At 70.0% G+C, this 26,340-nt stretch carries 26 protein-coding genes; 17 read left to right on the forward strand and 9 right to left on the reverse strand.

Translation table 11 applies throughout. The features are described 5' to 3' along the window. Positions 1–259: 259 nt before the first annotated feature. Together U870_RS0106910 and U870_RS0106915 are read left to right on the forward strand one after the other, a co-directional pair. Positions 260–1,978, forward strand: coding sequence for an ABC transporter ATP-binding protein (locus U870_RS0106910; protein ID WP_430623520.1), 1,719 nt, complete (start codon positions 260–262; stop codon positions 1,976–1,978). After that, positions 1,975–3,789: an ABC transporter ATP-binding protein gene (locus U870_RS0106915; protein WP_025156677.1), complete on the forward strand. Its 1,815-nt coding sequence runs from the start codon at positions 1,975–1,977 to the stop codon at positions 3,787–3,789. Before U870_RS0106910 ends, U870_RS0106915 begins: the two co-directional genes overlap by 4 nt. A gap of 94 nt (positions 3,790–3,883) precedes the next feature. Here U870_RS0106915 and U870_RS0106920 read toward each other — a convergent pair whose 3' ends face one another. Then, positions 3,884–4,900: a hypothetical protein gene (locus U870_RS0106920; RefSeq protein ID WP_025156678.1), complete on the reverse strand. Its 1,017-nt coding sequence runs from the start codon at positions 4,898–4,900 to the stop codon at positions 3,884–3,886. Between the two features lie 136 nt (positions 4,901–5,036). Here U870_RS0106920 and U870_RS0106925 point away from each other — a divergent pair, with 136 nt between their 5' ends. From U870_RS0106925 to U870_RS0106935, 3 genes are read left to right on the forward strand one after another with little or no spacing between them, the layout of a single operon-like run. After that, on the forward strand, positions 5,037–5,384 hold the full coding sequence (locus U870_RS0106925; protein WP_025156679.1) for a response regulator: 348 nt from the start codon (positions 5,037–5,039) through the stop codon (positions 5,382–5,384). Between the two features lie 4 nt (positions 5,385–5,388). Continuing rightward, positions 5,389–6,072, forward strand: a complete 684-nt coding sequence (locus U870_RS0106930; protein WP_025156680.1) for a LuxR C-terminal-related transcriptional regulator — start codon at positions 5,389–5,391, stop codon at positions 6,070–6,072. A 5-nt stretch (positions 6,073–6,077) separates the two neighbouring features. Next, positions 6,078–7,916 (forward strand): sensor histidine kinase, encoded by a 1,839-nt coding sequence (locus U870_RS0106935; RefSeq protein WP_025156681.1) that lies wholly within the window; start codon positions 6,078–6,080, stop codon positions 7,914–7,916. A gap of 3 nt (positions 7,917–7,919) precedes the next feature. Here the strand turns inward: U870_RS0106935 and U870_RS0106940 are convergent, their stop codons facing one another. From U870_RS0106940 to U870_RS0106950, 3 genes are all read right to left on the reverse strand, one after another. Further along, positions 7,920–8,345 (reverse strand): hypothetical protein, encoded by a 426-nt coding sequence (locus tag U870_RS0106940; protein ID WP_025156682.1) that lies wholly within the window; start codon positions 8,343–8,345, stop codon positions 7,920–7,922. 84 nt (positions 8,346–8,429) lie between these two features. Continuing rightward, positions 8,430–8,807: an MGMT family protein gene (locus U870_RS0106945; RefSeq protein WP_029947303.1), complete on the reverse strand. Its 378-nt coding sequence runs from the start codon at positions 8,805–8,807 to the stop codon at positions 8,430–8,432. Beyond that, positions 8,791–9,243, reverse strand: a complete 453-nt coding sequence (locus U870_RS0106950) for a GNAT family N-acetyltransferase (RefSeq protein WP_025156683.1) — start codon at positions 9,241–9,243, stop codon at positions 8,791–8,793. The genes U870_RS0106945 and U870_RS0106950 overlap by 17 nt, the downstream gene beginning before the upstream one ends. Positions 9,244–9,389: 146 nt before the next feature. Between U870_RS0106950 and U870_RS0106955 the strand changes: the two genes are divergently transcribed. The 5 genes from U870_RS0106955 to nrdF all read left to right on the forward strand — a co-directional run bounded on the left by U870_RS0106955 (position 9,390) and on the right by nrdF (position 14,654). Then, positions 9,390–10,607: an NADP-dependent isocitrate dehydrogenase gene (locus tag U870_RS0106955; protein ID WP_025156684.1), complete on the forward strand. Its 1,218-nt coding sequence runs from the start codon at positions 9,390–9,392 to the stop codon at positions 10,605–10,607. Between the two features lie 205 nt (positions 10,608–10,812). Further along, a complete protein-coding gene (gene nrdH, locus U870_RS0106960; protein WP_025156685.1) occupies positions 10,813–11,049 on the forward strand; it encodes a glutaredoxin-like protein NrdH in 237 nt (78 codons plus the stop codon). A gap of 8 nt (positions 11,050–11,057) precedes the next feature. Next, positions 11,058–11,456, forward strand: a complete 399-nt coding sequence (gene nrdI, locus U870_RS0106965) for a class Ib ribonucleoside-diphosphate reductase assembly flavoprotein NrdI (RefSeq protein WP_025156686.1) — start codon at positions 11,058–11,060, stop codon at positions 11,454–11,456. 86 nt (positions 11,457–11,542) lie between these two features. Beyond that, the gene (nrdE, locus tag U870_RS0106970) at positions 11,543–13,624 is read left to right on the forward strand and encodes a class 1b ribonucleoside-diphosphate reductase subunit alpha (RefSeq protein WP_052357620.1); all 2,082 of its coding nucleotides are present in this window, start codon (positions 11,543–11,545) and stop codon (positions 13,622–13,624) included. Positions 13,625–13,679: 55 nt separating this feature from the next. Then, positions 13,680–14,654, forward strand: a complete 975-nt coding sequence (gene nrdF / locus U870_RS0106975) for a class 1b ribonucleoside-diphosphate reductase subunit beta (protein ID WP_025156688.1) — start codon at positions 13,680–13,682, stop codon at positions 14,652–14,654. Between the two features lie 26 nt (positions 14,655–14,680). Here nrdF and U870_RS0106980 read toward each other — a convergent pair whose 3' ends face one another. After that, positions 14,681–15,199, reverse strand: coding sequence for a MarR family winged helix-turn-helix transcriptional regulator (locus tag U870_RS0106980; RefSeq protein WP_025156689.1), 519 nt, complete (start codon positions 15,197–15,199; stop codon positions 14,681–14,683). Further along, positions 15,196–15,543 (reverse strand): helix-turn-helix transcriptional regulator, encoded by a 348-nt coding sequence (locus U870_RS0106985; RefSeq protein ID WP_025156690.1) that lies wholly within the window; start codon positions 15,541–15,543, stop codon positions 15,196–15,198. The genes U870_RS0106980 and U870_RS0106985 overlap by 4 nt, the downstream gene beginning before the upstream one ends. Before the next feature lie 119 nt (positions 15,544–15,662). Here U870_RS0106985 and U870_RS0106990 point away from each other — a divergent pair, with 119 nt between their 5' ends. From U870_RS0106990 to nagB, 7 genes are all read left to right on the forward strand, one after another. After that, positions 15,663–16,961: an ROK family transcriptional regulator gene (locus U870_RS0106990; protein WP_025156691.1), complete on the forward strand. Its 1,299-nt coding sequence runs from the start codon at positions 15,663–15,665 to the stop codon at positions 16,959–16,961. Between the two features lie 95 nt (positions 16,962–17,056). Then, positions 17,057–18,403: an extracellular solute-binding protein gene (locus U870_RS0106995; RefSeq protein WP_025156692.1), complete on the forward strand. Its 1,347-nt coding sequence runs from the start codon at positions 17,057–17,059 to the stop codon at positions 18,401–18,403. 95 nt (positions 18,404–18,498) lie between these two features. Further along, the gene (locus U870_RS0107000) at positions 18,499–19,467 is read left to right on the forward strand and encodes a carbohydrate ABC transporter permease (protein ID WP_025156693.1); all 969 of its coding nucleotides are present in this window, start codon (positions 18,499–18,501) and stop codon (positions 19,465–19,467) included. Continuing rightward, a complete protein-coding gene (locus tag U870_RS0107005; RefSeq protein WP_025156694.1) occupies positions 19,464–20,363 on the forward strand; it encodes a carbohydrate ABC transporter permease in 900 nt (299 codons plus the stop codon). The genes U870_RS0107000 and U870_RS0107005 overlap by 4 nt, the downstream gene beginning before the upstream one ends. Beyond that, the gene (locus tag U870_RS0107010) at positions 20,360–21,898 is read left to right on the forward strand and encodes a glycoside hydrolase family 3 protein (protein ID WP_025156695.1); all 1,539 of its coding nucleotides are present in this window, start codon (positions 20,360–20,362) and stop codon (positions 21,896–21,898) included. Before U870_RS0107005 ends, U870_RS0107010 begins: the two co-directional genes overlap by 4 nt. Next, a complete protein-coding gene (locus U870_RS0107015; RefSeq protein ID WP_025156696.1) occupies positions 21,895–22,797 on the forward strand; it encodes an ROK family protein in 903 nt (300 codons plus the stop codon). The genes U870_RS0107010 and U870_RS0107015 overlap by 4 nt, the downstream gene beginning before the upstream one ends. Next, a complete protein-coding gene (nagB, locus tag U870_RS0107020; RefSeq protein ID WP_025156697.1) occupies positions 22,790–23,575 on the forward strand; it encodes a glucosamine-6-phosphate deaminase in 786 nt (261 codons plus the stop codon). The genes U870_RS0107015 and nagB overlap by 8 nt, the downstream gene beginning before the upstream one ends. Positions 23,576–23,739: 164 nt before the next feature. On the opposite strand, the gene nagA is transcribed toward nagB, so the two are convergent. Genes nagA through purU form a run of 3 tightly spaced genes read right to left on the reverse strand, consistent with a single transcriptional unit; the run spans position 23,740 to position 26,163 of the window. Beyond that, positions 23,740–24,894, reverse strand: a complete 1,155-nt coding sequence (gene nagA, locus U870_RS0107025) for an N-acetylglucosamine-6-phosphate deacetylase (RefSeq protein ID WP_025156698.1) — start codon at positions 24,892–24,894, stop codon at positions 23,740–23,742. After that, complete coding sequence (locus U870_RS0107030; protein ID WP_025156699.1) at positions 24,891–25,253, reverse strand: YrdB family protein; 363 nt, start codon at positions 25,251–25,253, stop codon at positions 24,891–24,893. The genes nagA and U870_RS0107030 overlap by 4 nt, the downstream gene beginning before the upstream one ends. A gap of 22 nt (positions 25,254–25,275) precedes the next feature. Next, complete coding sequence (gene purU / locus U870_RS0107035) at positions 25,276–26,163, reverse strand: formyltetrahydrofolate deformylase (RefSeq protein WP_025156700.1); 888 nt, start codon at positions 26,161–26,163, stop codon at positions 25,276–25,278. Positions 26,164–26,340: the final 177 nt, after the last annotated feature.

A 26,340-nucleotide genomic window follows, 5' to 3' on the forward strand; every position in this document is an offset into this window, starting at 1 on the left:
TTCTCGGGGGTCGAGCACACTTCGGTGTGCCTTCGGCGACCCCCGGCGGCGACCTCTCAGCATCCTCAAGCGGGTCTTCGGTGACCCGGCAATGACGTCGGAAAAGCACACTCAAGAAATCGGAAGTCTCATGTCAGTGGCTGAAACGCATCAGCATCCACCTCAAAGAGAAGAGAAGAAGAAGCGCCAGGGGACCATCCGCACCCTGCTGCGCATCCTGCCGTTCGCCAAATCGGCGGCTCCGCGCATCGTGCTCGGCATGGTCGCGGCGCTGCTGGCCAGCCTGGTCGCCCTCAGCATCCCGCAGGTGCTCGGCTGGCTGGTCGACGGCCCCCTGTCCACCGGCGACCCGTCCGCGGTCTGGCCGGCGGCGCTGCTCGTCGTCGGTCTCGGCGCGGCCGAGGCCGTGTTCATCTCGCTGCGCCGCTGGTTCGTGCTCACCCCGGGCACACACGTCGAGGCGCGCATGCGCAACGGCCTGTACGAGCAGCTCCAGGACCTCCCGGTCGCCTTCCACGACCGCTGGCCGAGCGGCCAGCTGCTGTCGCGTGCGGTGAGCGACCTGGGGCTGATCCGGCGCTGGCTATCGTTCGGCATCGTGCTGCTCGTGGTCAACGTCGTCACCATCGTGATCGGCTTCGCCATCCTGATCAGCTGGAACTGGATCCTCGGCCTGATCTTCCTGGTCTGCTCGATCCCGCTGTGGATCTACGGGTTCGTGTTCGAGGCGAAGTACTCGGTCATCGCCCGGCGCAGCCAGGACCAGGCCGGCGACCTCGCCACCGCGGTGGAGGAGTCGGTGCACGGCATCCGCGTGCTGAAGGCGTTCGGCCGGGGCAAGCACGCCCTCAAGAACTTCGAGTCGCAGGCCGAGCAGCTGCGCGGCACGGAGATCGAGAAGGCGAAGGCCATCGCCGGCATCTGGCTGTGGCTCCTGCTCATCCCGGACGTCGCCTTCGGCATCAGCCTGGTGGTCGGCGTCTGGCTGTCCGCGCAGGGGCAGCTGTCGGTCGGAGAGCTCGTCGCGTTCTTCGCGACCGCGACGGTCCTCCGGTTCCCGATCGAGTCGATCGGCTTCCTGCTCTCGATGACGTTCGACACGCGCACCGCGGCCGACCGTTTCTTCGAGGTCATGGACGAGGTCAACACGATCACCGACCCGGTCGAGCCGAAGACGATCACCGATCCGAAGGGCGAACTCGTCTTCGACGACGTGCACTTCCGCTACCAGGACTCGCCGGAGCGGTTCCCCGACCTGCTGGACGGCGTGCGCCTGACGGTGGAGCCCGGGGAGACCATGGCCCTCGTCGGCCTGACCGGCAGCGGCAAGTCGACCCTCACGGCCCTGACGACGCGTCTCTACGACGTGACCGGCGGAGCGGTGCGGATCGACGGCGTGGACGTGCGCGACCTGACGCGCTACGACCTCCGCAAGGCGATGGCCATGGCGTTCGAGGACGCGACGCTGTTCTCGGCGTCGGTGCGGGACAACGTGCTCCTCGGCCGTGACGACCTCGACCCGGCGTCGCCGGAGGCCGAGCGCGTGCTGACCGAGGCGCTCGAGATCGCCCAGGCCGGTTTCGTGTATGACCTGCCCGAGGGGCTCGAGACCAAGGTCGGCGAGGAAGGGCTCAGCCTGTCCGGCGGCCAGCGGCAGCGGCTCGCGCTCGCGCGTGCGGTCGCCGCGGCTCCGCTGGTGCTCGTGCTCGACGACCCGCTCTCGGCGCTCGACGTCGACACGGAGGCCCTCGTCGAGGCTGCACTGCGACGGGTGCTCGCCTCCACCACCGCCCTCATCGTCGCGCACCGCCCGTCCACGGTGATGCTCGCCGACAGGGTGGCGCTGCTCGAGGACGGTCGCATCACCGCCGTCGGAACGCACCACGACCTGCTCGCCTCGAGCGAGCACTACCGATTCGTCATCTCCAGCCTGGAGGACGACGAGAACGAAGAGATCCTGCAGGAGGTGAACCTGTGAGCAGCACGACCGTCCTGGGCGTCGAAGGCGAAGAGCGCAACGACCTCAGCAAAGCCGAGAGCAGGCAGGTCCGCAGACGTTCGCTGCGTCTGCTGGGCTCGCTGCTGCACCCCCTGCGCGTCCGACTGATCCTGACGGCGATCGTCGTCGTGATCAGCACGGCCGGGCAGGTGGCGGGACCGGCGATCATCGCGTTCGGCATCGACAACGGCATCTCGGCTCTGCGCTCGCAGAACTGGCTGCCCGTCGCGGCCGCCGGTGTCGCCTACCTGCTGACCGGCATCATCGGCGCGGTCCTGATCGCCTGGTACACGATCCTGAGCGCGCGGATCAGCCAGGCGATCCTGATCGACCTGCGCAAGCGGGTGTTCCTGCACACGCAGAAGCTCTCGCTCGAGTTCCACGAGTCGTACACGTCCGGCCGCATCATTTCGCGGCAGACCAGCGACCTGGACTCGATCCGCGAGCTGCTGGACTCCGGGATCAACCAGCTGGTGCAGGGGTTCCTGTACATGCTGTTCATCGGGATCGCCCTGTTCGTCATGGACTGGGTGAGCGGCGTCGTGCTGCTGTGCTCGCTGGTGCCGCTCTACCTGCTCACGCGCTGGTTCCAGAAGCGCTCGCAGGTGCTGTTCCGCATCTCGCGGGTGGCGTCGGCGAAGCTGATCGTGCAGTTCGTGGAGACCATGACGGGCATCCGCGCGGTCAAGGCGTTCCGCAAGGAGAAGCGCAACGAGAAGGAGTTCGGCGACCTCGTCGAGGACTACCGCGACGTGAACGCCCGCGTCATCCAGCTGTTCGGGATCTTCGACCCCGGGCTCGTGATGATCGGCAACCTGACGGTCGGCGTCGTCCTCCTGGTCGGCGGGTTCCGCGTGGCGGAGGGGCAGCTCGCCATCGGCGTGCTGCTGGCGGCCCTGCTCTACACGCGGCGCTTCTTCGACCCGATGGAGGAGATGGCGATGTTCTACAACTCCTACCAGTCGGCCGCGGCCGCGCTCGAGAAGATCTCGGGCGTCCTGGAGGAGGAGCCGAGCGTCCCGGACCCGGTCAAGCCGGTCGACCTGTGGACGGCGGAGGGGCACGTGCGATTCGATCGCGTCACCTTCGCCTACAAGGAGGACCGCGTCATCCTGCCGGAGTTCAGTCTGGACATGCCGGCCGGGCAGACCATCGCCCTCGTCGGGTCCACCGGTGCGGGCAAGTCCACCCTCGCCAAGCTCATCTCGCGGTTCTACGACCCCAGCGCGGGTGAGATCACGCTCGACGGCGTCGATCTGCGCGACCTCCATCCGAAGGATCTGCGTCGTGCCATCGTGATGGTCACGCAGGAGGCGTACCTGTTCAGCGGCTCGGTCGCGGACAACATCGCGCTCGGCAAGCCGGACGCGACGCGCGACGAGGTGGTGGAGGCCGCGAAGGCGGTGGGTGCCCACGAGTTCATCGAGGGTCTGCCGAACGGCTACGACACCGACGTGAACAAGCGCGGCGGCCGGGTGTCCGCCGGTCAGCGTCAGCTGATCTCGTTCGCACGGGCGTTCCTGGCGAACCCGGCGGTGCTCATCCTGGACGAGGCGACGAGCTCGCTCGACATCCCCAGCGAGCGCCTGGTGCAGGAGGCGCTGCAGACCCTGCTCGCCGACCGCACCGCCGTGATCATCGCCCACCGTCTCTCGACGGTCGCGATCGCGGACAGGGTGCTCGTGATGGAGCACGGTCGCGTGGTCGAGGACGGCACTCCGGACGATCTGATCGCCGGCACCGGCCGCTTCGCCCAGCTGCACGCGGCTTGGCGGGACTCCCTGGTCTAGCCGGGAGGGCCGGGCCGGGAGGCCGTGGTTCCGGAGGGGCGGCGCGTAATGGTACGCGTCGCCCCTCCGCCGTGATCCCCCACGGTAGGGGTTGTCAGCCCGCGGGAGACCAGGTCGCTCGTGCGCGGCGCGGGCGGAGGACGCGATGTCCCCGCTCGGCGCCGCCACGGAAGAAGGAGAGGCGCTCGCGGAGGCCGGAGCGCAGATCGTCCACGAGCACCAGCACGTCGGCCCCGGCATCGATGCACTCGCTCGCCTCGGCCGGTTCCACCTCGCGCCGGCCGGTGCCGGCGTCCAGGCTCAGGCAGCCGGCCGTGACTGCGCGCGAGGCCGAGGCGATGATCGAGATGTGCGACGTCGCCGGGGCGACGATGGCACGGATGGCGCGTGCGAGCTCGTCCCGCTCGGCCTCCCGGGTGGCGGCGCGACCGGGGAACCCGCTGCCGAGGTCCAGGACCTCGAACCGTGTGCCCCTCGCCGAACGGACGTCGGCCGCGACGGCGGCGGCGTGGGCGATCTCGGCGACGTATCCGGCCGTAGAGGAGTGCGTCGGCGGTTGGAGGGACAAGCCGCCGACGCACACACCCCGTTCCGACGCCGCGCGCAGGGTGCGGACGACTTCGTCGGGCCTCAGTCCCCGTACCGCGCGATGCGCCGGACCCGCGGCGGCGACCGGGCGCAGCCGCAGGAGGACGCGCACGTCCTCGGGGGAGGCGGCGAACGCCTCCAGCTCGTCCGGTCCGTCGATGACGAAGCGGCGCGCGCCGGCGCGGTATGCCGCGTCGACGTCGCCGGACTGCCCGATCGGCGCCGTGTGGAGGAGCCTCGGGTGCGCCTCCCGGGCGAGGACCGCGTCGAGGGCCGCGGGGTGCGCCACCTCGAAGGCGCCCTGAGCGGCCGCGATGGCGTCCAGGAGGGCCGGGTGGGAGAGCGCAGCCACGTCGTAGTGCACGTCCACCCAGGGGAAGGCGTCGCGCAGCCCCAGGTAGCGTCCGGCCGCCCGCTCGACGTCGATCACGACGAGGGGGAGGTCGCCGGTGTCGCCCGCCGTCCCCGCCGCCGGGGCCGTGACGGCTCCGGTCGGGTCGGCGGTTCGGGTGACGGCGGGCATCGGGTTCTCCTCGGGATTGTTGAGCTTGTCTCAGATGATCCTCGGGGGCGGAGATGGCCCGCATCCGGGGGGCCACCCGAACCGATTGCGTGCGTCCACGGATGAGGAGGCGCGACGTGGGAGCAAGGATGGGTGCATGTACCTCCGCGTTGTGATCGTCGACGACCACGCGCGCTTCCGTGCACAGGCGGCGGAACTGCTCCAGCTGGAACGGTTCGCCGTCGTCGGCGACGCCGACACCGGGGCTCGCGGGGTCGAGCTCAGCCGTCGCCTGGCCCCGGACGTCGTTCTGCTCGACGTCGGCCTGCCCGACGCGAGCGGGTTCGATCTCGTCGCCGACATGCACGCCACCGGCGCCGCCGTCGTGCTCACCTCCAGCCGCTCCTACCGCGATTACGGCAGGCGTGTGGCGGACAGCGGGGCAGAGGGATTCATCACGAAAGGGGACCTGACCGGCCCGGCGATCCGCAGTCTGCTACGGTAAGCCCGTGGTAGCGGGAGAGAGCACTGTTTCCCGCCCGCTTCGGGTCGCGATCGCCGACGACGCGGTTCTGCTCCGCGAAGGCATCGGCCAGATCCTGCGCGCGGGCGGTGTGGAGGTCGTCGCCTCCGTCGACACCGCCGAGGAGGTGCTCGGCCTCGTCGCGGCGGACGATGCGATCGACGCCGTCGTGCTCGACATCAAGATGCCGCCGACCCACACCGACGAGGGGCTGCGCGCCCTGGAAGCGCTGCGCGCGGACGGATCGACGGTCGGCGTGCTGCTGCTGTCTATGTACACGACCGCGGCCTACGCCATCCGCGCGATGACGGCGGGCAGCGGAACGGGCTACCTGCTCAAGGAGCGGGTCGCCGACGGCGAGTCGCTCGTCAACGCGGTCCGCACGGTCGCCTCAGGCGGCTCGGTCGTCGATCCCGAGGTGGTGCAGCTCCTGGTGTCGTCGCGCTCGTCGGAGCGCACGGTGGAGTCGCTCTCCGCGCGCGAACGCGACGTGCTGAGCCGGATGGCCGAGGGCAAGTCCAACGTCGGCATCGCCGCCGAGCTGCACCTCAGCCTGCGGACGGTGGAGTCGCACATCGGGCACATCATGGCGAAGCTCGGTGTCGAGGACTCGGCCGAGGGCCACCGCCGCGTGCTCGCGGTCCTGCGATTCCTCGGCAAGGACGGCTGAGCACAGTGAACGTGGCGCGCACCTGGCTCCGCGCGCTCGCCGTGACCGTCACGGTCACGTCGAACGTCCTGGCCCAGGTCGCCAGCGGGGTGACCGGCAACTACGGCCCGCGACCGGCCGGACTCGGCTGGGCCATCGTGTTCGTCGCGGTCGCCGTGATCTATGTCGTCTGCGCGGTCGTGGCCTGGCGGGTCGTCCGCAGCCCGGTCCCGGGGTGGCTGATGATCGGCGCCGCCCTGTTCTGGTCGGCCGGGGCCTGGTACCCGCTCACCCGCGGGATCGGCTGGCTGTGGCCGCCGCTGGCGGGAGTGACCGACCTCTGGGCGGTCTTCGTCGGCGCCCTCGTGCTCTGCTATCCCACCGGCCGGTTCGTCGCGCGGTTCGACCGGATCGTGGTGCTCGCGGTGAGCGCCGCGTTCCTCGTCCGCTTCATCGGCACCCTGCTCTTCACCTCGCCCGCGCCGTCGGCCTGCGGGTGCGTGCACAACACGTTCGCCGTGCTGCCCAGCGACGACGCGGACTTCTGGCTCGGCGTCGCCTGGCGTGCGGTCGGTCTCGCCCTGATGATCACGGTCGCGGTCCGGCTCGCGGTGCGGTGGTTCACCAGCTCGCTGCCGGCCAGGCGGGTGTCCTTCGTCATGCCGCTGGCGATCGCGCTGTGGTGCTACGGCACCGTCCAGGACTCGCTGAGCTTCACCTTCGGCTGGGACGGCGGCTGGCTGCAGTTCATTCCGCCGTTCGCCATCGCGCTCATCCCGCCGGCGTTCATCGGCGGGGTGTTCTACGCCCGAGGGCTGCGCTCCCGCGTCGCCGACCTGGTGATCGTCGCGCGCGACAAGGTCGACCGCGGCCTGTGGGAGTCGAGCCTCGCCCGCACGCTGCACGACAACTCACTGCGGGTGTTCTGGTGGGACGAGCAGCGCCGTGGGTTCCTGACCAGCGCCGGCGACCACGTCCCCGACGACCCGGACGACGCCCGGCCCGGCCGCTCGACTCTCGCGATCGACTCCGACCAGGGACCGATCGCCCTCATCGAGCACGATGTCGCCCTCAGCCAGGACGACCGGCTGCTCGACGCCGTCTCCTCCGCCCTGCTGCTCTCCGTCGACAACGACCGGCTGCGCGATCGGCTGGAGCGCACCATCCAGGAGTTGCGGCAGTCCCGCCTGCGCATCGTCGAGGAGGGCTACCTGGCCCGGCGACGGCTGGAGCGCGACCTGCACGACGGCTCGCAGCAGCAGCTCGTCTCGCTGGCGATCAGCCTGCGGATCGCCACGGCGAAGGCGGAGTCCGCCGGCAACGGCGAGGTCGCGGCCGACCTCGAGCGCGCCTCCGCCCAACTCGCGGACGCCCTGCGCGAGCTGCGCGAGCTCGCACGCGGCATCCACCCGACGGTGCTCACCGACGGCGACCTGGCCTCGGCCCTCGAGGAGCTGGCCCAGCGCAGTCACCTGCCGGTCGAGGTGCACGTCGAGACGTCTGTGCGGTTCGCGAACGTCATCGAGGAGACGATCTACTACTCGGTCTCGGAGTGTCTCGCCAACGCCGCCAAGCATGCGGGTGCACGCAACTGCGCCGTGCTGGTGACGCAACGCGACGAGACCGTGGTGGTGGTGGTCAAGGACGACGGGGCGGGTGGCGCGCGCTTCGAGCCGGGCGGAGGGCTGGAGGGGATCCGCGACCGGGTGGAGGCGGTCAACGGGCGCGCGGAACTGCGGTCGGTGCAGGGCCTCGGGACGATCCTGGAGCTGAGTATCCCGCTCCCGCGGTCCGACAGTGAGCCCGCGGTGCCTACGGCCGCACCCGAGCGCTCGGAGCGCTCGGAGCGCTCGGAGCGCTCGTAGCGCCTACTTCGTCTTGGCGGGCAGTGCGGCGTAGACCTGCTGGCCGATCGCGAACGCGGACCAGCCTCCCGGGCACTTCGAGGCCTTCTCGGGGGCGCCGTCGATCGGCCACCAGCTGTCCTGGATCCCGGGCTTAGGCGTCGCGACTTCGCCGGAGCAGACGTCCTTGGCCAGCAGCGTGGGCGATGTGTAGGTCATGATCGCCGCACCGGTCTCGGTGTTGTAGTCGACACGGATGATCGTCGCGTCATCCGGGACGAACTGGGGCGAGCCGAAGGTCGACGTCTTCGCGGCCTTCATCTCCTTCGCTGAGTCGTAGATCTGCGCATCGACGTGTGGGGCGAACGCGGCGATCACCGAGCATCCGGACAGGGCGAGGGCGGCGACGGACGCCGCGACGACGAGGCCGACGGTTCGGGGACGGGGCACGGACAGCTCCTGGGGTGTGGCGGAATGCGATCCGAATCAGTCAACACCATCAAGCTGGGCGCTTCATCGGCCGGAAGGATGATGTTAGCGCGATTCGTACCGGGCGGTACGCAAATCCACGCGATAGGCCGTCGTCGTGCCGTCCGCGCGCGGGCCGCCGAGCAGCGGCGTCCCTTCGGCCCGGTAGTGCGGCAGGGCGAGGTGCTCGTGGTCGGCGGGAGGGTGTCCACTGGCGCGCACGACGCGCCACCAGGGGACCGTCGAGCCGTAGTAGGCCATGATCTGACCGACCATCCGCGCCGCGCGCGAGCCCAGCACGGCGGCGACGTCCCCGTAGGTCATCACCTGTCCCGGCGGGATGGACTCCACGACGCCGAGCACGCGTTCGACGAACGAGTCGGCGGCGCCGTCCGCGCCGCCGGCCTCCCCTCCGGCAGGGACCCGCTCAGAGCTCGAGGGCACCGATCGTCTCGCCGTACTGGGTCTCGCCGATGGGCTGGAAACCGCTGCGCAGGAAGAACTGCTCGGGACCGAGCTCGCCCGACTCCCAGATCACGTAGAGCCGGCCGTGGCCGCGCAGACGCGCCTCGTCGGCGAGGGCGCGGACGGCGAACGTGCCGATGCCGCGACCCTGGTCGTCGGCGTCCACATTGATACGCCAGAGGATCGCCTTGAACTCCTCGTGCTCGGACTCGGCGTTGAAGTCGCCCATGATGAAGCCGACGACCTCGTCGCCGTCGAGGACGACGCGCTGCCAGGACGTGGTGGGGTCGGCGACGGCGGCCGCGGCCGAGTAGGAGACCGGAGCGATGAACTGCTCCTGCCCCGGCTTCAATGTGAGCGCGTTCGCCGCGACCACGGTGCGCGCGCTCAGCTCTTCCAGTCTCAACTCAGCCATGACGAAAGGGTAACCTGCCCGGGGGACACTGGCATAGTCGGCTCCGGGGTGCGCGACCCCGGAGGCAAAGTGTCTCGATGTCAAGATAGTTGCTTGGCTCAGGTAAGCTGTCTCCGGCTGAAAACGGCAGAGAAGCAGGAGAACCAGTGGACAAGATCAAGGTTGAAGGAACGGTCGTCGAGCTCGACGGCGACGAGATGACCCGCATCATCTGGCAGGCGATCAAGGACTCGCTCATCCACCCCTACCTCGACGTGGACCTCGAGTACTACGACCTGGGCATCCAGAAGCGCGACGAGACCGACGACCAGATCACGATCGACGCGGCGCACGCCATCCAGAAGCACGGCGTCGGCGTCAAGTGCGCGACGATCACGCCGGACGAGGCGCGCGTCGAGGAGTTCGGTCTCAAGAAGATGTGGCGGAGCCCGAACGGGACCATCCGCAACATCCTCGGCGGCGTGGTCTTCCGCGAGCCGATCATCATCTCGAACATCCCGCGGCTCGTCCCGGGCTGGAACAAGCCGATCATCATCGGCCGTCACGCCTTCGGCGACCAGTACCGCGCCACCGACTTCACCTTCGACGGCCCCGGCACGCTGACCATGAGCTTCCAGCCGGCCGATGGCGGCGAGGCCCAGTCGTTCGAGATCTACCAGGCGCCGGGCGCCGGTGTCGCGATGGGCATGTACAACCAGGACGAGTCGATCCGCGACTTCGCCCGGGCGTCGTTCAACTACGGCCTCGACCGCAACTACCCCGTGTACCTGTCGACCAAGAACACGATCCTCAAGGCCTACGACGGCCGCTTCAAGGACCTGTTCCAGGAGGTCTTCGACACCGAGTACAAGGAGAAGTTCGACGCGGCCGGCCTCACCTACGAGCACCGCCTCATCGACGACATGGTCGCCTCCAGCCTCAAGTGGGAGGGCGGCTACGTCTGGGCCTGCAAGAACTACGACGGCGACGTGCAGTCCGACACCGTCGCGCAGGGCTTCGGCTCGCTCGGCCTGATGACGTCGGTGCTGACCACCCCCGACGGCAAGGTCGTCGAGGCGGAGGCGGCGCACGGCACCGTCACGCGTCACTACCGCCAGTACCAGCAGGGCAAGGCCACGTCGACCAACCCGATCGCGTCGATCTTCGCCTGGACGCGCGGCCTCGCGCACCGCGGCAAGCTCGACGGCAACCAGGAGCTCATCGACTTCACCCACACCCTCGAGGACGTGGTCGTGAAGACGGTCGAGGAGGGCAAGATGACCAAGGACCTCGCGCTCCTGGTCGGCCCCGAGCAGGCCTTCCAGACGACCGAGGAGTTCCTCGAGTCGATCAGCGACAACCTCAAGACGCGCATGGGCGCCTAGCCTCCGCACGCACCGGGACAGGCCCGGCGGACTTCGGTCCGCCGGGCCTGTCTGCGTCTCGGGGGGCGTGCGCGGCAGGCCTCCGTTGCCGATCTGCGCACGTCGACGCCGGAAATAACCACATCATCTAGTGTTCGGCGTGTCATCAGGCCCCTATATGTAGTGTTAACGCTCCGGCATCCCGTTGAGCAGAAAGGCGCAGGAGATGAGCATCACCGTCTACAGCAAGCCCGCGTGCGTGCAGTGCACCGCCACGTACACGGCCCTCGATCGGAAGGGGCTCGACTACCGTGTGGTCGACGTCACCGCGGACGACGCCGCCCTCGCCGCCGTCCGCGACCTGGGCTATGCGCAGGCCCCCGTCGTCGTGGCCGGCGACGAGCATTGGTCCGGATTCCGGCCCGACCTGATCGGACGGGTCGCGACGAAGCTCGGGAAGTGACCGGGGCCGTGAGTCGACTCGTCTACTTCTCGTCGGTGTCGGAGAACACGCACCGTTTCGTGCAGAAGCTCGGGGTCGCGGCCGCGCGCATCCCGCTGCGAGCGCACGAGCCGGCTCTGCGTGCGACGGAACCCTATGTGCTCGTCCTGCCCACCTACGGCGGCGGGGAGGACCGCGCCGCGGTGCCGAAGCAGGTCATCCGCTTCCTCAACGACGGAGGCAACCGCCGCCTCCTGCGCGGCGTGATCGGCGCCGGCAACACGAACTTCGGCCCCGCATACGGGATCGCCGGCGACATCGTCGCGGCGAAGTGCGGCGTGCCCCACCACTACCGCTTCGAGCTCTTCGGCACCGCCGAAGACGTCGTCGCGGTGCAGAACGGATTGGAGACCCTGTGGCGACACTGAACGCCGCCCCCGCCACCGAGGCCGCCCTCGACACTGAGGCCACCCTCGACACCGAGGCCGCCCTCGACTACCACGCGCTCAATGCGATGCTGAACATCTACGACGCGGACGGGCGCATCCAGTTCGAGCGGGATCACGACGCGGCGCGGGCCTACTTCCGCCAGCACGTCGTCCCGAACAGCCTGCGCTTCGACTCGGTCGCGGAGCGCCTCGCCTACCTCGTCGACAACGACTACTACGACCGGGAGGTGCTCGGCCGCTACCCGGTCGAAGCGGTCGAGCGGCTGACCGCGCGGGCGGAGGCCCACGGCTTCCGGTTCCCGACCTTCCTCGGCGCGTTCAAGTTCCACACGTCCTACGCACTCACGAGCTTCGACGGCGCGACCTATCTGGAGCGCTTCGAGGATCGCGTGGTGATGGTCGCACTCACGCTGGCAGCGGGCGACGAGGCGTTCGCGGGCCGCATCGTCGACGAACTGATGTCGGGCCGCTTCCAACCCGCGACGCCCACTTTCCTCAACGCGGGCAAGGCGCAGCGCGGCGAGCTCGTGTCGTGCTTCCTGCTGCGCATGGAGGACAACATGGAGTCCATCGGCCGCGGCATCACCTCGGCCCTCCAGCTCTCCAAGCGCGGGGGCGGGGTCGCGCTGCTGCTGTCGAACCTCCGGGAGGCCGGAGCGCCGATCAAGCACGTGAAGGACCAGTCGTCCGGCATCATCCCGGTGATGAAGCTGCTCGAGGACTCGTTCAGCTACGCGAATCAGCTCGGCGCGCGCCAAGGAGCCGGTGCGGTGTACCTCAGCGCCCACCACCCGGACATCCTGCGGTTCCTGGACACCAAGCGCGAGAACGCTGACGAGAAGATCCGCATCAAGACCCTGTCTCTCGGCGTCGTCGTGCCCGACATCACGTTCGAGCTCGCCCGCGACAACCGCCCGATGCACCTCTTCAGCCCGTACGACGTCGAGCGCGTGTACGGAGTGCCGTTCGGCGACATCGCGATCAGCGAGAAGTACGACGAGCTGGTCGCCGACCCGCGCATCCGGAAGACCACGATCGATGCGCGGGCGTTCTTCCAGACCCTGGCCGAGATCCAGTTCGAGTCCGGCTACCCGTACATCGTGTTCGAGGACACGGTGAACCGCGCCAACCCGATCGCCGGACGCATCAACATGTCGAACCTGTGCTCCGAGATCCTGCAGGTGAACAGCCCGAGCACCTACGCGGACGACCTCTCGTACCAGCACGTCGGCACGGACATCTCCTGCAACCTCGGCTCGCTGAACATCGCGATGGCGATGGACTCGCCGGACTTCGGGCTCACGATCGAGACGGCCGTGCGTGCGCTCTCCGCCGTGTCCGACCAGAGCACGCTGACGGCCGTCCCGTCCGTGGAGCGCGGCAACGCCGGAGCCCACGCGATCGGCCTCGGGCAGATGAACCTGCACGGCTACCTGGCCCGCGAACGCATCCACTACGGCAGCGAGGAGGGGATCGACTTCACGAACATGTACTTCCTGACGGTGCTGTTCCACGCCCTGCGCGCCTCGAACCGTCTCGCGGCCGAACGTGGCGAGACGTTCCGTGGGTTCGCGGACTCCGCCTACGCGACGGGGGCGTTCTTCGAGAAGTACACGGAGCGCGTGTGGGAGCCCGCCACGGAGCGCGTGCGCGCGCTGTTCGCCGACGCGGGAGTCGCCATCCCGACCGTCGCCGACTGGGAGGACCTGCGGGCGGATGTGCGGGAGCACGGGCTCTACAACCAGAATCTCCAGGCGGTGCCGCCGACCGGGTCCATCTCGTACATCAACAACGCGACGTCGTCGATCCACCCCATCGCGTCGAAGATCGAGATCCGCAAGGAGGGGAGGATCGGCCGGGTCTACTACCCGGCGCCGTTCCTCACGAACGACAACCTGGAGTACTACCGGGACGCGTACGAGATCGGCCCGGAGAAGATCATCGACACGTACGCCGCCGCCACCCAGCATGTCGACCAGGGCCTGTCCCTCACGCTGTTCTTCCCGGACTCCGCGACGACCCGCGACATCAACCGGGCGCAGATCCACGCCTGGCGGTCCGGGGTGAAGTCGATCTACTACGTGCGCATCCGGCAGCTGGCGCTGGAGGGCACCGAGGTCGAAGGCTGCGTCAGCTGCATGCTGTGACGCCGCCGCCCGTTGCCACGCACCATCCGTTCCGCCCGAACCACCGAGGAGAACCATGACAGAGAAGGTCGCGCTGATCCGGCGCGTCGACGCCATCAACTGGAACCGGATCGAGGACGAGAAGGACGTCGAGGTGTGGAACCGCCTCACCGCCAACTTCTGGCTGCCCGAGAAGGTGCCGCTCTCGGGCGACGTGCAGTCCTGGGCGAAGCTCGCGCCGGAGCAGCAGACGCTCACGATGCGGGTCTTCACCGGGCTCACGCTGCTCGACACGATCCAGGGCACGGTCGGCGCGGTCTCGCTGATCCCGGACGCGCTCACGCCGCACGAAGAGGCCGTCTACACGAACATCGCGTTCATGGAGTCGGTGCACGCCAAGAGCTACTCGTCGATCTTCTCGACGCTGGCCTCCACTCCGGAGATCGACGCGGCGTTCGCCTGGTCGACCGACAACCCCGCGCTGCAGAGGAAGGCGCGCATCGTGCTCGACTACTACACCGGCGACGACCCGCTGAAGCGCAAGGTCGCCTCGACCCTGCTGGAGTCGTTCCTGTTCTACTCCGGGTTCTACCTGCCGATGTACTGGTCGAGCCGCGCGACGCTGACGAACACCGCCGACCTCATCCGGCTGATCATCCGCGACGAGGCCGTGCACGGCTACTACATCGGCTACAAGTTCCAGCGCGGGCTGGAGCGGGCGGGGGAGGGCAGGCGGCAGGAGGTCAAGGACTACACCTACGCCCTGCTCCAGGACCTCTACGAGAACGAGCTGGAGTACACGGCCGACCTCTACGACGGGGTCGGGCTGACCGAGGACGTCACGCGGTTCCTCGCCTACAACGCCAACAAGGCGCTGATGAACCTGGGCTACGAGGCGCTGTTCCCGGCGGCCGCCACGGCCGTGAACCCCGCCATCCTCTCGGCGCTCTCGCCGAACGCCGATGAGAACCACGACTTCTTCTCGGGCTCCGGGTCGTCGTACGTGATCGGCACGGCGGTGGAGACGGAGGACGACGACTGGGCGTTCTGAAGCCGGCCGGCCGGCGGACGGCCGGGTCAGGACTCGCCGGCGAGTGTGCGCAGGAGGCCGATGAGCCGGGGGCGGTCGGCCTCCGGCAGCGGTCGCACGCCCTGCTCCTCCGCGGAGAAGAAGGCGTCCAGCACCTCGTCGACGAGCCGTCTGCCCGCCGGGGTGAGGCGGATGAGCAGGCGGCGCGCGTCGGCCGGATCGACCGTGCGTGCGATGACCCCGCGGTCGTAGAGGCCGTCCAGGCGCTTCTTCATGCCGGGCGGGCTGACCATCATCCCGGCCGCCAGCTCGGCCTGGGTGATGCCGGAGCCGCCCGCCGGCGCGCTGTGCAGGGCCGCGAGCACGTCGAACTGTCCGCGGGAGATCCCGTGGCCCTCGAGCACCCGGTCCGGTCCCGCGGTCGTCACGACGACGGCGCGCCGCAGCAGGGTGACCAGCTCGATCGAGACGGGGTCGCGGCCGGCCTCGCCCCAGCGTGCGGCCAGTTCGCGCGCCGTCGGGGCGGACGCGGGCGGCGGCGCTGGCGCGGTGGTGTCGTCCGTCATCGCTGGAACTGTATACCACCCACGATGCGCCGGTACGCGCTCGGCAGCATCCCCCAGTGCCGCCGGAACCGCTTGGTGGCGTTGCCGGGATCGCTCCAGCCGACGCGGGCGCCCGCGGCGCGGACGGAGAGCGCGGTGGTGCGCAGCAGCTCCGCCATGCGTTCGGCCCGGCGCTCGTGCAGCAGGGTGAGCGGCGTGCGTCCGGTTTCGGCGACGAAGACGCGGTTGAGCTGGGAGGGGGAGAGGTGCACCTGCGCCGCGAGCCCGGCGAGCGTCCAGTCCGCGGCGATGTCGGCCTCGAGGAGGGCCAGGACGGCGCGGGTCGCGGGCGAGAGGGCGGTCACGCGATTCAGTTAACCAGGTTAAGCGATTCGCGGCAAGCGCCCGCCGCGGGCGAACGACTCGTGAACTCCGGTCGACGAACCACTTGCAATTCTTTTGTTCGTAAGCTTTACTAACAAACATGACCACGACGAAGACGCAGGGAACGGGAGCCGCCACGGCCGCCCCCGTGGCCGCGGACTCGGCCGTGGTCCCGACGGTCGTAGCCGCCTCCGGTACGACCGGCATCGGCACCGCGACCGGCGTCGGCACCGCGACCGGCGCGACCGGTGCCGGCGCCGCGGCGGGTCTCGTCCCGGGCCGGGTGCTGCGGCCGCGGGTCAAGGTGCTCCCGGAGCACGCCCGCAGCCACAACCGGTCCCTCGTGCTCCAGACCCTGTACCGCTCGGGCGAGCTCAGCCGCGCCGACATCGCCCGCGAGACCGGCCTGACCCGCGTCACGGTCTCCGACCTGGTCGCCGAGCTGATCGCCGAAGGCCTCATCGTCGAGCTGGGCCAGCGCGAGTCCGCCCGGCCGGGCAAGCCCGCCGTCCTGCTCGACATCAACCGCACCGCCCACCAGATCGTCGGCGTCGACCTCAGCGACCACGACCGCTTCCGCGGGGCCGTGATGGACCTCGACGGCGCGATCCTCGCGACCGCGGAGATCCCGCTGGAGGGCGCGACGGGAGACGGCGCCACGGCGAAGGTGCGCACCCTGATCGCCGACCTGGTCGGGCTCGCGACCGCGCCGGTGCTCGGCGTCGGCGTCGGTTCGCCCGGCGTCGTCGATCTCGCCGGCACCATCCTCACCGCCCCCAACCTCGGCTGGCACGGGCTCCCGCTGCAGGACGAGCTCCAGCACGCGACCGGGCTGCCGGTGATCGTGGCGAACGACGCCAACGCCGCCGTGCTCGCCGAGCACAGCTACGGCGGCGCAGCGGGCGACCTCATGCTCATCCGGGTCGGCCACGGTATCGGCGCCGGGCTGATCGTCGCGGGCGCCCTCGTCTACGGCAGCCACTTCGCCGCGGGCGAGATCGGCCAGGTGATGGTCGGCACGGATCTCGGCCTCGACGCGACCTACAGCCGGGATCAGGTGCTCGAGCACTGGCTCAGTGTCCCTCAGCTGCGACGCGGCATCGCCGAGGCCGGTGCGGCCGGAGTCGACACCACGCCCGCCCTCCGCGAGGCCGGCCAGCGCCTCGGCATCGCCCTCGCCCCCGTGGTGGGCGCCCTCAACCTGTCGGAGATCGTGCTCAGCGGTCCGACGAACCTTCTGGATGGCCCCCTCGCCGAGGCGACCATCCACACGCTCCGGAGCCGGACGATGGCCGAGAACCACGCCGACCTCGCGCTCCGGATGACCACGCTCGGGCAGGACATCGTCCTGCGCGGCGCGGCCGTACTCGTCCTCTCCGGACGGCTCGGGGTCTCGTAACGCAGCACTTCGGAACCACCGACCCCTGCACCACGGTGTGGCAACCGCACACATCGACCACCTGAGAAACCTGTTCACAACGAAAGGAAAGTGCAATGAAGAGAAAGCTCGTCGGCCTCGCCGCTGTGGCTACAGCTTCCGCTCTCGTGCTCGCGGGATGCGCCTCCGGCGGATCGTCCGCGCCCAGCACCGACGGGAAGGGCAAGACGGTCACCCTGTGGCTGGTCGGCTCCGACACCCCGGATGAGCTGCGCAACTACCTCAAGACCGAGTTCAACAAGGAGACCGGCGCCACGCTGAAGATCGAGCAGCAGGACTGGGGCGACATCGTCACCAAGCTCACCACGGCTCTCCCGGACGCCAACAACACCCCGGACGTCACCGAGATGGGCAACACCCAGTCCCCGACGTTCACCAACGTGGGCGCCTTCCTCGACATCTCCGACGAGTACAAGGACCTCGGCGGCGACAAGCTGCTGCAGTCCTTCGTGGACGCCGGCAAGGTCGACGGCAAGAACTACACGCTGCCGTACTACTTCGGCTCGCGCTACATGTTCTACCGCAAGGACGTCTACGCGGCCGCCGGTGCCACCGTGCCGACCACGCTCGACCAGTTCAACACCACGGTCGCCGACATCACCGCGAAGAACCCGAAGGCGATCCCGAACTTCTCCGGCTTCTTCCTCGGCGGTCAGGACTGGCGTGACGGCATCTCCTGGATCTTCGCCAACGGCGGGGACATCGCCAAGAAGCAGGGCGACAAGTGGGTGGCCACGCTGGACTCGGAGGGCTCGCAGAAGGGCCTGCAGCAGCTGCAGGACCTCTACAAGAACGCGTCCAAGGCGCCGAACGACGCCAAGGACTCGAACCAGTACATCTACCTGAACGACAGCGACCAGACGGTCGACGCCACCGGCAACAAGACCGGTGACACGTCGCTCGCCGCCGCGACGATCATGGCGCCGGGATGGGCGCACTGGTCGATCGGCGACCTGTCCGAGAAGGACGGCAAGCCGGTCCGCACCTGGAACGACAACACGTTCGGCACGTACGTGCTGCCGGGCAACGACGGAAAGCCCGCCCCGGTCTTCGCCGGCGGCTCGAACATCGGCATCTCGGCCAAGTCCAAGAACCCGGGCCTGTCCAAGACCCTCCTGAAGATCATCTTCTCGAAGGAGTACCAGGAGATGCTCGGCAAGAACGGCCTGGGCCCGGCGAACTCGGACTACATGTCCTCCCTCGGCGACGACCAGTTCGCGAAGGCGCTCATCGAGTCCGCGTCCAACTCCAAGCTCACCCCGGCCGCGCCGGGCTGGGCCAAGGTCGAGGCAGCGAACGTCATGGAGGAGTTCTTCTCCAAGATCCGCGACGCGTCGGACCTGAAGGCACTCGCCCAGGAGTACGACACGAAGATCGACGCTCTCCTCAACGAGAAGAACTAGTCGTTCCACTCGCACCACCGAGCAGGTGAGGGCGCGGAAGGCACCCCTTCCGCGCCCTCGCTTCTGCCCCCATGATTCTCGGAAGGAGGACCGACGTGACCACCACCCAGCAGACCCCCGCGGCGACCGGCCGCCCGGCCCGTCCGGCGCGCGCCCCGAAGCAGGGAGCCCCCCGCCCCCGCAAGCGCCAGCTCGCGCCCTACATGCTGCTGCTGCCGGCCATCGCCATCCTGCTGCTCGCCCTCGGCTACCCGATCGTGTGGCAGATCATCACCTCGATGCAGCACTTCGGGCTCGCCCAGCAGTTCGGCCAGCCCGCCCCGTTCGTCTGGTTCCAGAACTACATCACCCTGTTCTCCGACCCCTACATGTGGATCGTCGTCGGCCGGTCGATCGCGTTCTGCCTGGTCACCGCCGCGGTGACCGTGGTCATCGGCGTCGGCCTCGCCCTCCTGATGACCGGCGTCCACGCCGTCGTGCGCGTCATCCTCCAGATCGCCCTGCTGCTGGCCTGGGCCATGCCTGTCGTCGCCGCCATGACGGTCTGGAACTGGCTCTTCGACTGGCGCCGCGGCCTCATCAACAACGTCCTGAGCTCCTGGGGTCTCGACTTCCAGGGCCACAACTGGCTGCAGAACCCGCTCTCGTTCTTCTTCGTCGCCATGATCATCGTGGTCTGGATGAGCGTCCCGTTCGTCGCCTTCTCGGTCTACGCCGGCCTCACCCAGGTCTCGGGCGAAGTGCTCGAGGCGGCTCAGATGGACGGAGCGAAGGGATTCCAGCGGCTGCGCTACATCATCCTGCCGATGATCCGTCCCGTCCTCGGCATCGTGCTGCTGCTCCAGATCATCTGGGACCTGCGCGTCTTCACCCAGATCAAGCTGCTGCAGGACAAGGGCTCCATCGCCAGCGAGACCAACTTGCTCGGCACCTACATCTACCAGCTCGGCGTCGGGTCGAGCGACTTCGCGATGGCGAGCGCCGTCTCGGTGTTCGTCCTGATCCTGACCGTCGCCCTGAGCTGGTTCTACGTTCGCTCGCTGATCAAGGAGGACGAATCGTGACCACTGCGTCCACCGCATCCGCCACCGCCGCCCCGGCGGCCCCCGCCCGCAAGCTGCGCCAGAAGGTGCGGCCCGGCCGCGTCGTCCTCGGTGTCGTCGCCGTCGTCCTCGCCCTGATCTGGGTGTTCCCCGTCTACTGGATGGTGAACTCGTCCCTCCTGCCGAACGTGGTGCTGCAGAACAGCAACCCGACGTGGCTGCCGTTCGGCGGCTCGTTCGACAACTTCACCGCGGTCATCGACGGCGGCACGTTCTTCCCGGCGCTCGGGATGAGCCTCACCATCGCGCTGATCACCGTCGTCGTCTGCCTGGCCTTCGCCTTCCTGGCGGCGCTCGCGATCAGCCGGTTCCGGTTCCGCGGCCGCACCTCGTTCGTGCTCGCGGTTCTGCTCATCCAGATGCTCCCCGCCGAGGGGCTGTTCATCGCCCAGTACAAGCTCATGGGCAGCCTGGGCCTGCTGAACTCCGTCATCGGCGTCAGCATCCTCTACATCGCGGCCGTCGTGCCCTTCACGATCTGGATGCTGCGCGGCTTCGTCGCCGGCATCCCGGCCGACCTGGAGGAGGCCGCCATGGTGGACGGCCTGAGCCGTACCCAGGCCTTCCTGCGGATCACCTTCCCGCTCCTCGCCCCCGGCCTCGTCGCCTCCGGCGTGTACGCCTTCCTGCAGGCCTGGAACGAGTTCACGGTCGCCCTGGTCATCCTGCAGGAGAACAGCAGCCAGACGCTGCCGCTCTGGCTGCGCGGGTTCATCCAGCAGTCCGCCTCGCGCGCGACCGACTGGGGCCAGGTCATGGCCGCCTCGACCCTCGTCGCGGTGCCGGTGATCATCTTCTTCCTGATCGTGCAGGGGCGGATGACCAGCGGGCTCGTCAGCGGGGCGGTGAAGGGGTGACCGGCACGGCCGCCGCCGAACCCCGCCTCCTCGACCCGTCCCTCGCCCGCCGCATCGCCGCGACCCTCCTCCCCGGCTTCGTCGGGACGACCCTGCCGGCCTGGCTGGAGCGACGACTGCGGGAGGGCCTGGGCGGCGTGTGCGTCTTCGGCCCGAACATCGCGTCGGCCGACCAGTTGCGCACGCTCACGGCGGCGATCTACGCGGCCAACCCGGACGCGATCATCGCGATCGACGAGGAGGGCGGCGACGTCACCCGATTGCACTACGCGACCGGGTCGCCCTATCCGGGCAACGCCGTGCTCGGCCGGCTCGGCGACGCCGACCGCACCGAGCGGGTGGCCGCGCGGGTCGGGGCCGAACTGCGCGCCGTCGGCGTGAACCTCGACTTCGCTCCCGACGTCGACATCAACTCGAACCCGGACAACCCGGTGATCGGCGTCCGCAGCTTCGGCGTCTCTCCGCGCGTGGTGGCGGAGCAGGGCGCGGCGTGGGTCCGCGGCCTCCAGTCGTCCGGCGTCGCGGCCTGCGCCAAGCACTTCCCCGGGCACGGGGACACGGCCCAGGACTCGCACCTCGCGCTGCCGGTCGTCGACCTGTCGGCCGCCGAACTGCGCGAGCGCGAGCTGGTCCCGTTCCGGGCGGCCGTGGAAGCGGGCACCCGCACCATGATGACGTCGCACATCCTGCTCCCGCAGCTGGATGCGGCGCTCCCCGCCACGTTCAGCGCCCCGATCATCGAGGGCCTGCTGCGCGGGGAGCTCGGCTTCGACGGCGTCGTCGTCACGGACGCCCTCGACATGCACGGCGCCAGCGGCGAGCGGGGCATCCCGGAGGCGGCCGTCCTCGCCCTGGCCGCCGGCTGCGACCTGCTCTGCCTGGGGACCGAGAACACCGACGAGCAGCTGACGGCCATCGTCGAGGCGGTCGCGGAGGCGATCGCCTCCGGACGCCTGACCGCCGAGCGCGTGGAGCAGGCGGCCGGCCGGGTGATCGGCCTCGCCGGCGAACTCCGTGAGACGTCGGAGGCCGCGCAGGAGGACGTCGGTGCGTCGTCGGGCGCTCCCGTCATCGATCCGGTGGAGGCGCGGGCGGTGGTCCCGGCCTTCGAGCTGTCGGACACGGCACGGACCTGGCTGCACGACGGCCGCAGGGCCGCGGGCGTCGTCCGGCTCGAGACCGTCGCGAACATCGCGGTCGGGACCGCCCCGTGGGGGCCCTTCGCCGAGACCTCGACCGGTGCCGGCGACGCCGCGGCGGCCGCGTTCGCCGCACTGCCGGTCGTCGAGGTCACCGAGGCGGATGCCGCGCCCGCGGTCCTGCCCGCCGGACCGGTGATCGTGATCGGCAAGGACAACCACCGCCATGCCTTCGCCCGCGACACCATCGACCGTCTGCGCGCCGAGCGCGCCGACGTCCTCGTGGTCGACATGGGCTGGCCGGCGGACGACCGGCGCTACGCCGACATCGCGACCTTCGGGGCGTCCCGCCTCCTCGGCCGCGCGCTCCTCGACCTGCTCGGCCCCGGATCATGAGACTCGGGATCGACATCGGCGGCACCAAGACGGACGCGGTCGCCGTCGACGACGGCGGCGTGCTCGCACAGCGCGTCCGTCTCGCCACCGGTTTCGGTCGCGCCGCCGTCGTCGAGACCGCGCTCACGGCGGTCGCGCGCATCGGCGAACTGACGGGGCTCGACGCCGACGGGTTCGCCTCCATCGGGATCGGGATCCCCGGGCTGGTCGACACGGCCTCCGGTGATGTCGCCCACGCCGTCAACCTCGGCGTCGACCGCCTCCCGCTCGGCGGCGAGCTCGCCGACCGGCTCGGCGTCGCCGTCCGCGTCGAGAACGACGTGAAGGCCGCCGCCCTCGGCGCCTACGCCGTGCTCGGCCTCGGCGGGACGATGGCGTACCTCAACCTCGGCACCGGGATGGCCGCCGGGATCGTCGTCGACGGACGCCTCTGGCGCGGGGCGTCGGGCATCGCGGGCGAGATCGGGCACCTGCCGGTCGACCCGGCCGGCGCCGCCTGCGCGTGCGGCCAGCGCGGCTGCCTCGAGACGGTCGCCAGCGGGTCCGGCATCGCCCGTCAGTGGCGCACGGACGACCCGCTTCCGGCCCGCGCGCTGTTCGCCGCGGCGGCCGACGGGGACCGCGAGGCGCAGGCGATCAAGGATAGGCTTGCCCAGGGCATCGCTGCCGCAGTGCGCGTCCTGGTGCTGACCGTCGACGTCGACACCGTGGTGATCGGTGGCGGCCTCAGCCACCTGGGCGAACGGCTGCTCGGCGACGTCCACGAGGTGCTCGAGGACTGGGGGCGGACATCGCCGTTCCTGGCCTCGCTCGCGCTGCCGAGGCGCGTGCGCCTCGTCCCACCAGGATCACCAGTCGCCGCCCTCGGGGCGGCGATCGTAGGAGGAACGAATGGCTGAAGTCGTCGTCGTCACCGATCAGGACGCCGCGGGCGCCCTGGCCGCCGAGACCATCGTCGAGCTGATCTCCGGGAAGCCCGACACGGTTCTCGGGCTCGCGACCGGGTCCACCCCGCTTCCGGTGTACCGGGCGTTGGCAGCGTTGGTCGCCGAGCGCGGCGTCGACGTCTCGCACGTGCGCGGCTATGCGCTCGACGAGTACGTGGGCCTGCCGGCCGGCCACCCCGAGTCCTACCGCTCGGTCATCCACCGCGAGGTGGTCGAGCCGCTCGGGCTGACGCCCTCCCTCATCCACGTCCCCAACGGGGCGCGCGAGACCATCGAGCACGCCGGCGCGGACTACGAGAAGGCCATCGCCGAATCGGGCGGCGTCGACGTGCAGATCCTCGGGATCGGCACCGACGGCCACATCGGCTTCAACGAGCCCGGCTCCTCGTTCGCCTCGATCACCCGCGTCAAGACGCTGACCGAGCAGACCCGCGCGGACAACGCCCGCTTCTTCGACTCCGAGGCCGACGTGCCCATGCACTGCATCACGCAGGGCCTCTCCACCATCCTGAAGGCCCGGCACCTGCTGCTCCTCGCGTTCGGCGAGGGCAAGGCGGAGGCACTGGCCGGCGCGGTCGAGGGTCCGGTCTCGGCCTCCAACCCCGGGTCGGCCATCCAGCTCCACCCGCACGTGACCGTGCTCGTCGACGAGGCCGCTGCCTCCCGCCTGAGCAACCTCGACTACTACCGCTACGCCTACGCGAACAAGCCCTCCTGGCAGAAGCTCTAGGCCGGGCGACCGCGCGACGCGTCCGCCAGGCGATCCGGAGATCCGTCCGGGTTCGCCCGGTTCCTCCGGACCGACGGAGGAACCGGCGGCGTGTCGGGCCGGTTCTCCGGAACTCCGGATCTCCGAGACTCCGGAGGCGATGGCGGGCGGCGTGACCGTGCGGTTCAGCGGACGACGCGGCCGTCGGCAACGACCGAACGCACCTGCCATTCGTGGTCGAGCAGCACGGCGTCGGCGGCGTATCCGGGGCGCAGACGTCCGAGGCGGTGGTCCTCGCCCAGCAGGCGTGCGGGCGTGAGCGTGAGCGCCGCGACGGCGGGAACCGGGTCGAGGCCGACCGGGCCGACGGCGACGCGGAGGGCGGCATCCTGGGTCAGGGTCGAGCCGGCGATCGTCGAGGTCCCCGACAGCACGGCGAGGCCCTCCTTCACGGTGACGTTCAGACCGCCCAGACGGTAGTCGCCGTCGCTGGCCCCGGCCGCCGCCATGGCGTCCGTCACGAGGGCGACCCGCCCGGGGGCCGCGGTGAAGAGCAGCCGTGCGACGGACGGGTGCACGTGGAGGCCGTCGAGGATCAGCTCCAGCGTCACCTCGGGGTCGTCGATCGCCGCCATCACCGGTCCCGGCGCGCGATGGTGGATGCCGTTCATGGCGTTGAAGGCGTGGGTGAGCAGCCGGGCGCCCACCTCGAACGCGCGCGCCGCCTGATCGTAGTCGGCGGCCGTGTGGCCGACGCCGACGACGACGCCGGCCTCGATCAGCACGCCGATCGATTCGAGCGCGTTGGGCAGCTCCGGGGCGATGGTCGCCGTGCGGAGGGTGCCGCGGGCGGCACCGATGAGCTCCTCGACGGCGGCCGGACCCGGCTCCCGCAGGAACGCAGCGTCGTGGGCTCCGCGCCGCTCGGCGGCCAGGAACGGACCCTCCAGGTGCGAGCCGAGCACCAAGGGGTCGGCGTGGGCGAGGTCCGCCACGATCGCCAGGCTCTCCCGCAGGGAGGCGAGGGGGTTGGCGACGTGGGAGACCAGGGAGCGGGTCGTGCCGTGGGCGCGGTGCGTCGCCAGGGCCGCGAGCACCTCCTCCGGTCCGTCGTCGTACGGGTGGCCTCCGCCGCCGTGGCAGTGCAGGTCGATGAACCCGGGAGTGAGCCAGTGGCCGCCGGCGTCGATCACGGTCGTGCCGGGCGCGCGTGCCGCCTCGTGCCAGCCGGTTCCCGAACCGGTCGCGGTGATGGCGCCGCCCTCGGCGACCAGCCAGAACTCGTCGACCAGCCCGTCCGCATCGACCTTGCGGGCGTCGTGGACGACGAGGGCGGTCATGCGAACTCGCGCCGGCCGTTGATGACGCCGCTCACGGTCGCGACCACGGCGAACACCAGCGCGACGATCGGCTGCCCGAGATCCCACCACGCGAACGCGGCGGCGCCCATCACGAGCACCTCGACCAGGGCCTTCACGAACGGGTCGACCCGCAGCACGGCCTTGGGGGAGCGGAACAGCGCCCAGAGCAGGATGGCGACGACCGGCGTCGCGATGCCGAACACGATGTTCCACGGCAGAGGCCACGCGGTGAACCCCCAGATGCCGAGCGAGACCACGGCGAAGAGCTCGAGCACGAACCGGAGGATGTCGTTCGGTCCGATCCGGAGGCGGGCCTGCTGGTCTTGCGCGGAAGTCACCCCGCCAGTCTACCGGCGGCGCTCAGCGGAAGATGATGGTCCGGGCGCCATCGAGCAGCACGCGGTCCTCGGCGAACCACTTGACCGCCTGGGTGAGCGTCCTGCTCTCCTCGTCCTGGCCGATCGCGACCAGCTGCTGCACCGTCTGCGCGTGGTCGACGCGGACGACGTTCTGCTCGATGATCGGGCCCTCGTCGAGGTCGCTCGTCACGAAGTGCGCCGTCGCGCCGATCAGCTTGACGCCGCGGGCGTGCGCCTGCCGGTACGGGTTCGCGCCCTTGAACCCCGGCAGGAACGAGTGGTGGATGTTGATGGCCCGTCCCGCGAGCCGCTCGCACAGCTCGGGGGAGAGGATCTGCATGTAGCGCGCGAGCACGACCAGCTCGATGTCGTGCTCCTCGACCGCGGCGAGGACACGCTCCTCGAACGCCGCCTTCGACGCCGCGTCGGTGACCGGCTGCGACTCGAAGGGCACCCCGTAGAAGCCGGCGAGGTCGCGCAGAGCGCCGTGGTTGGAGAGCACGAGCGGGATCTCCACGGGCAGCTGGCCCGCGCGCTGGCGGAACAGGAGGTCGTTGAGGCAGTGCGCGGCCGTCGACGCGAGCACCAGGGTGCGCAGCGGGCGGCCGACGTAGTCGACGTTGTGCGACATCCCGAACCGCTCCACCACCGGCGCGAGGGCGCTCTCGAACTCCTCCCGGCTCGCCCCCGACTCCACCTGGAGCCGCATGAAGAAGCGGCCGGTGTCGAGGCTGGCGAACTGCTGGCTCTCGGTGATGTTGCCGCGAGCCGCGACGATCGCCCCGCTGACGGCGTGCACGATCCCGGGACGGTCGGCGCAGCTGAAGGTCAGCACCCAGTGGTTGGCCGGGCCGGTGGTGTCGTCGGGGGAGGCGGAGGTCGCGGTCATCGGCTCAGGATATCGTCCTGCCGAGGCCGTCCCGTGCCGGGTGACGGCGGCGCCGCGGGGGAGACGTCCGGTCGCGGCTCCGCTAGACTCGTCGATGGTCGGCGGTTCCCGTGCGGCCCTGGGCGCGCACATCAGCGCGTAGTCGACCCGCTCATCCCCTGATCGCCGCTTCGCCGG

Source organism: Leifsonia aquatica H1aii, from assembly GCF_000633535.1.
Lineage (GTDB): Bacteria > Actinomycetota > Actinomycetes > Actinomycetales > Microbacteriaceae > Leifsonia > Leifsonia aquatica_A.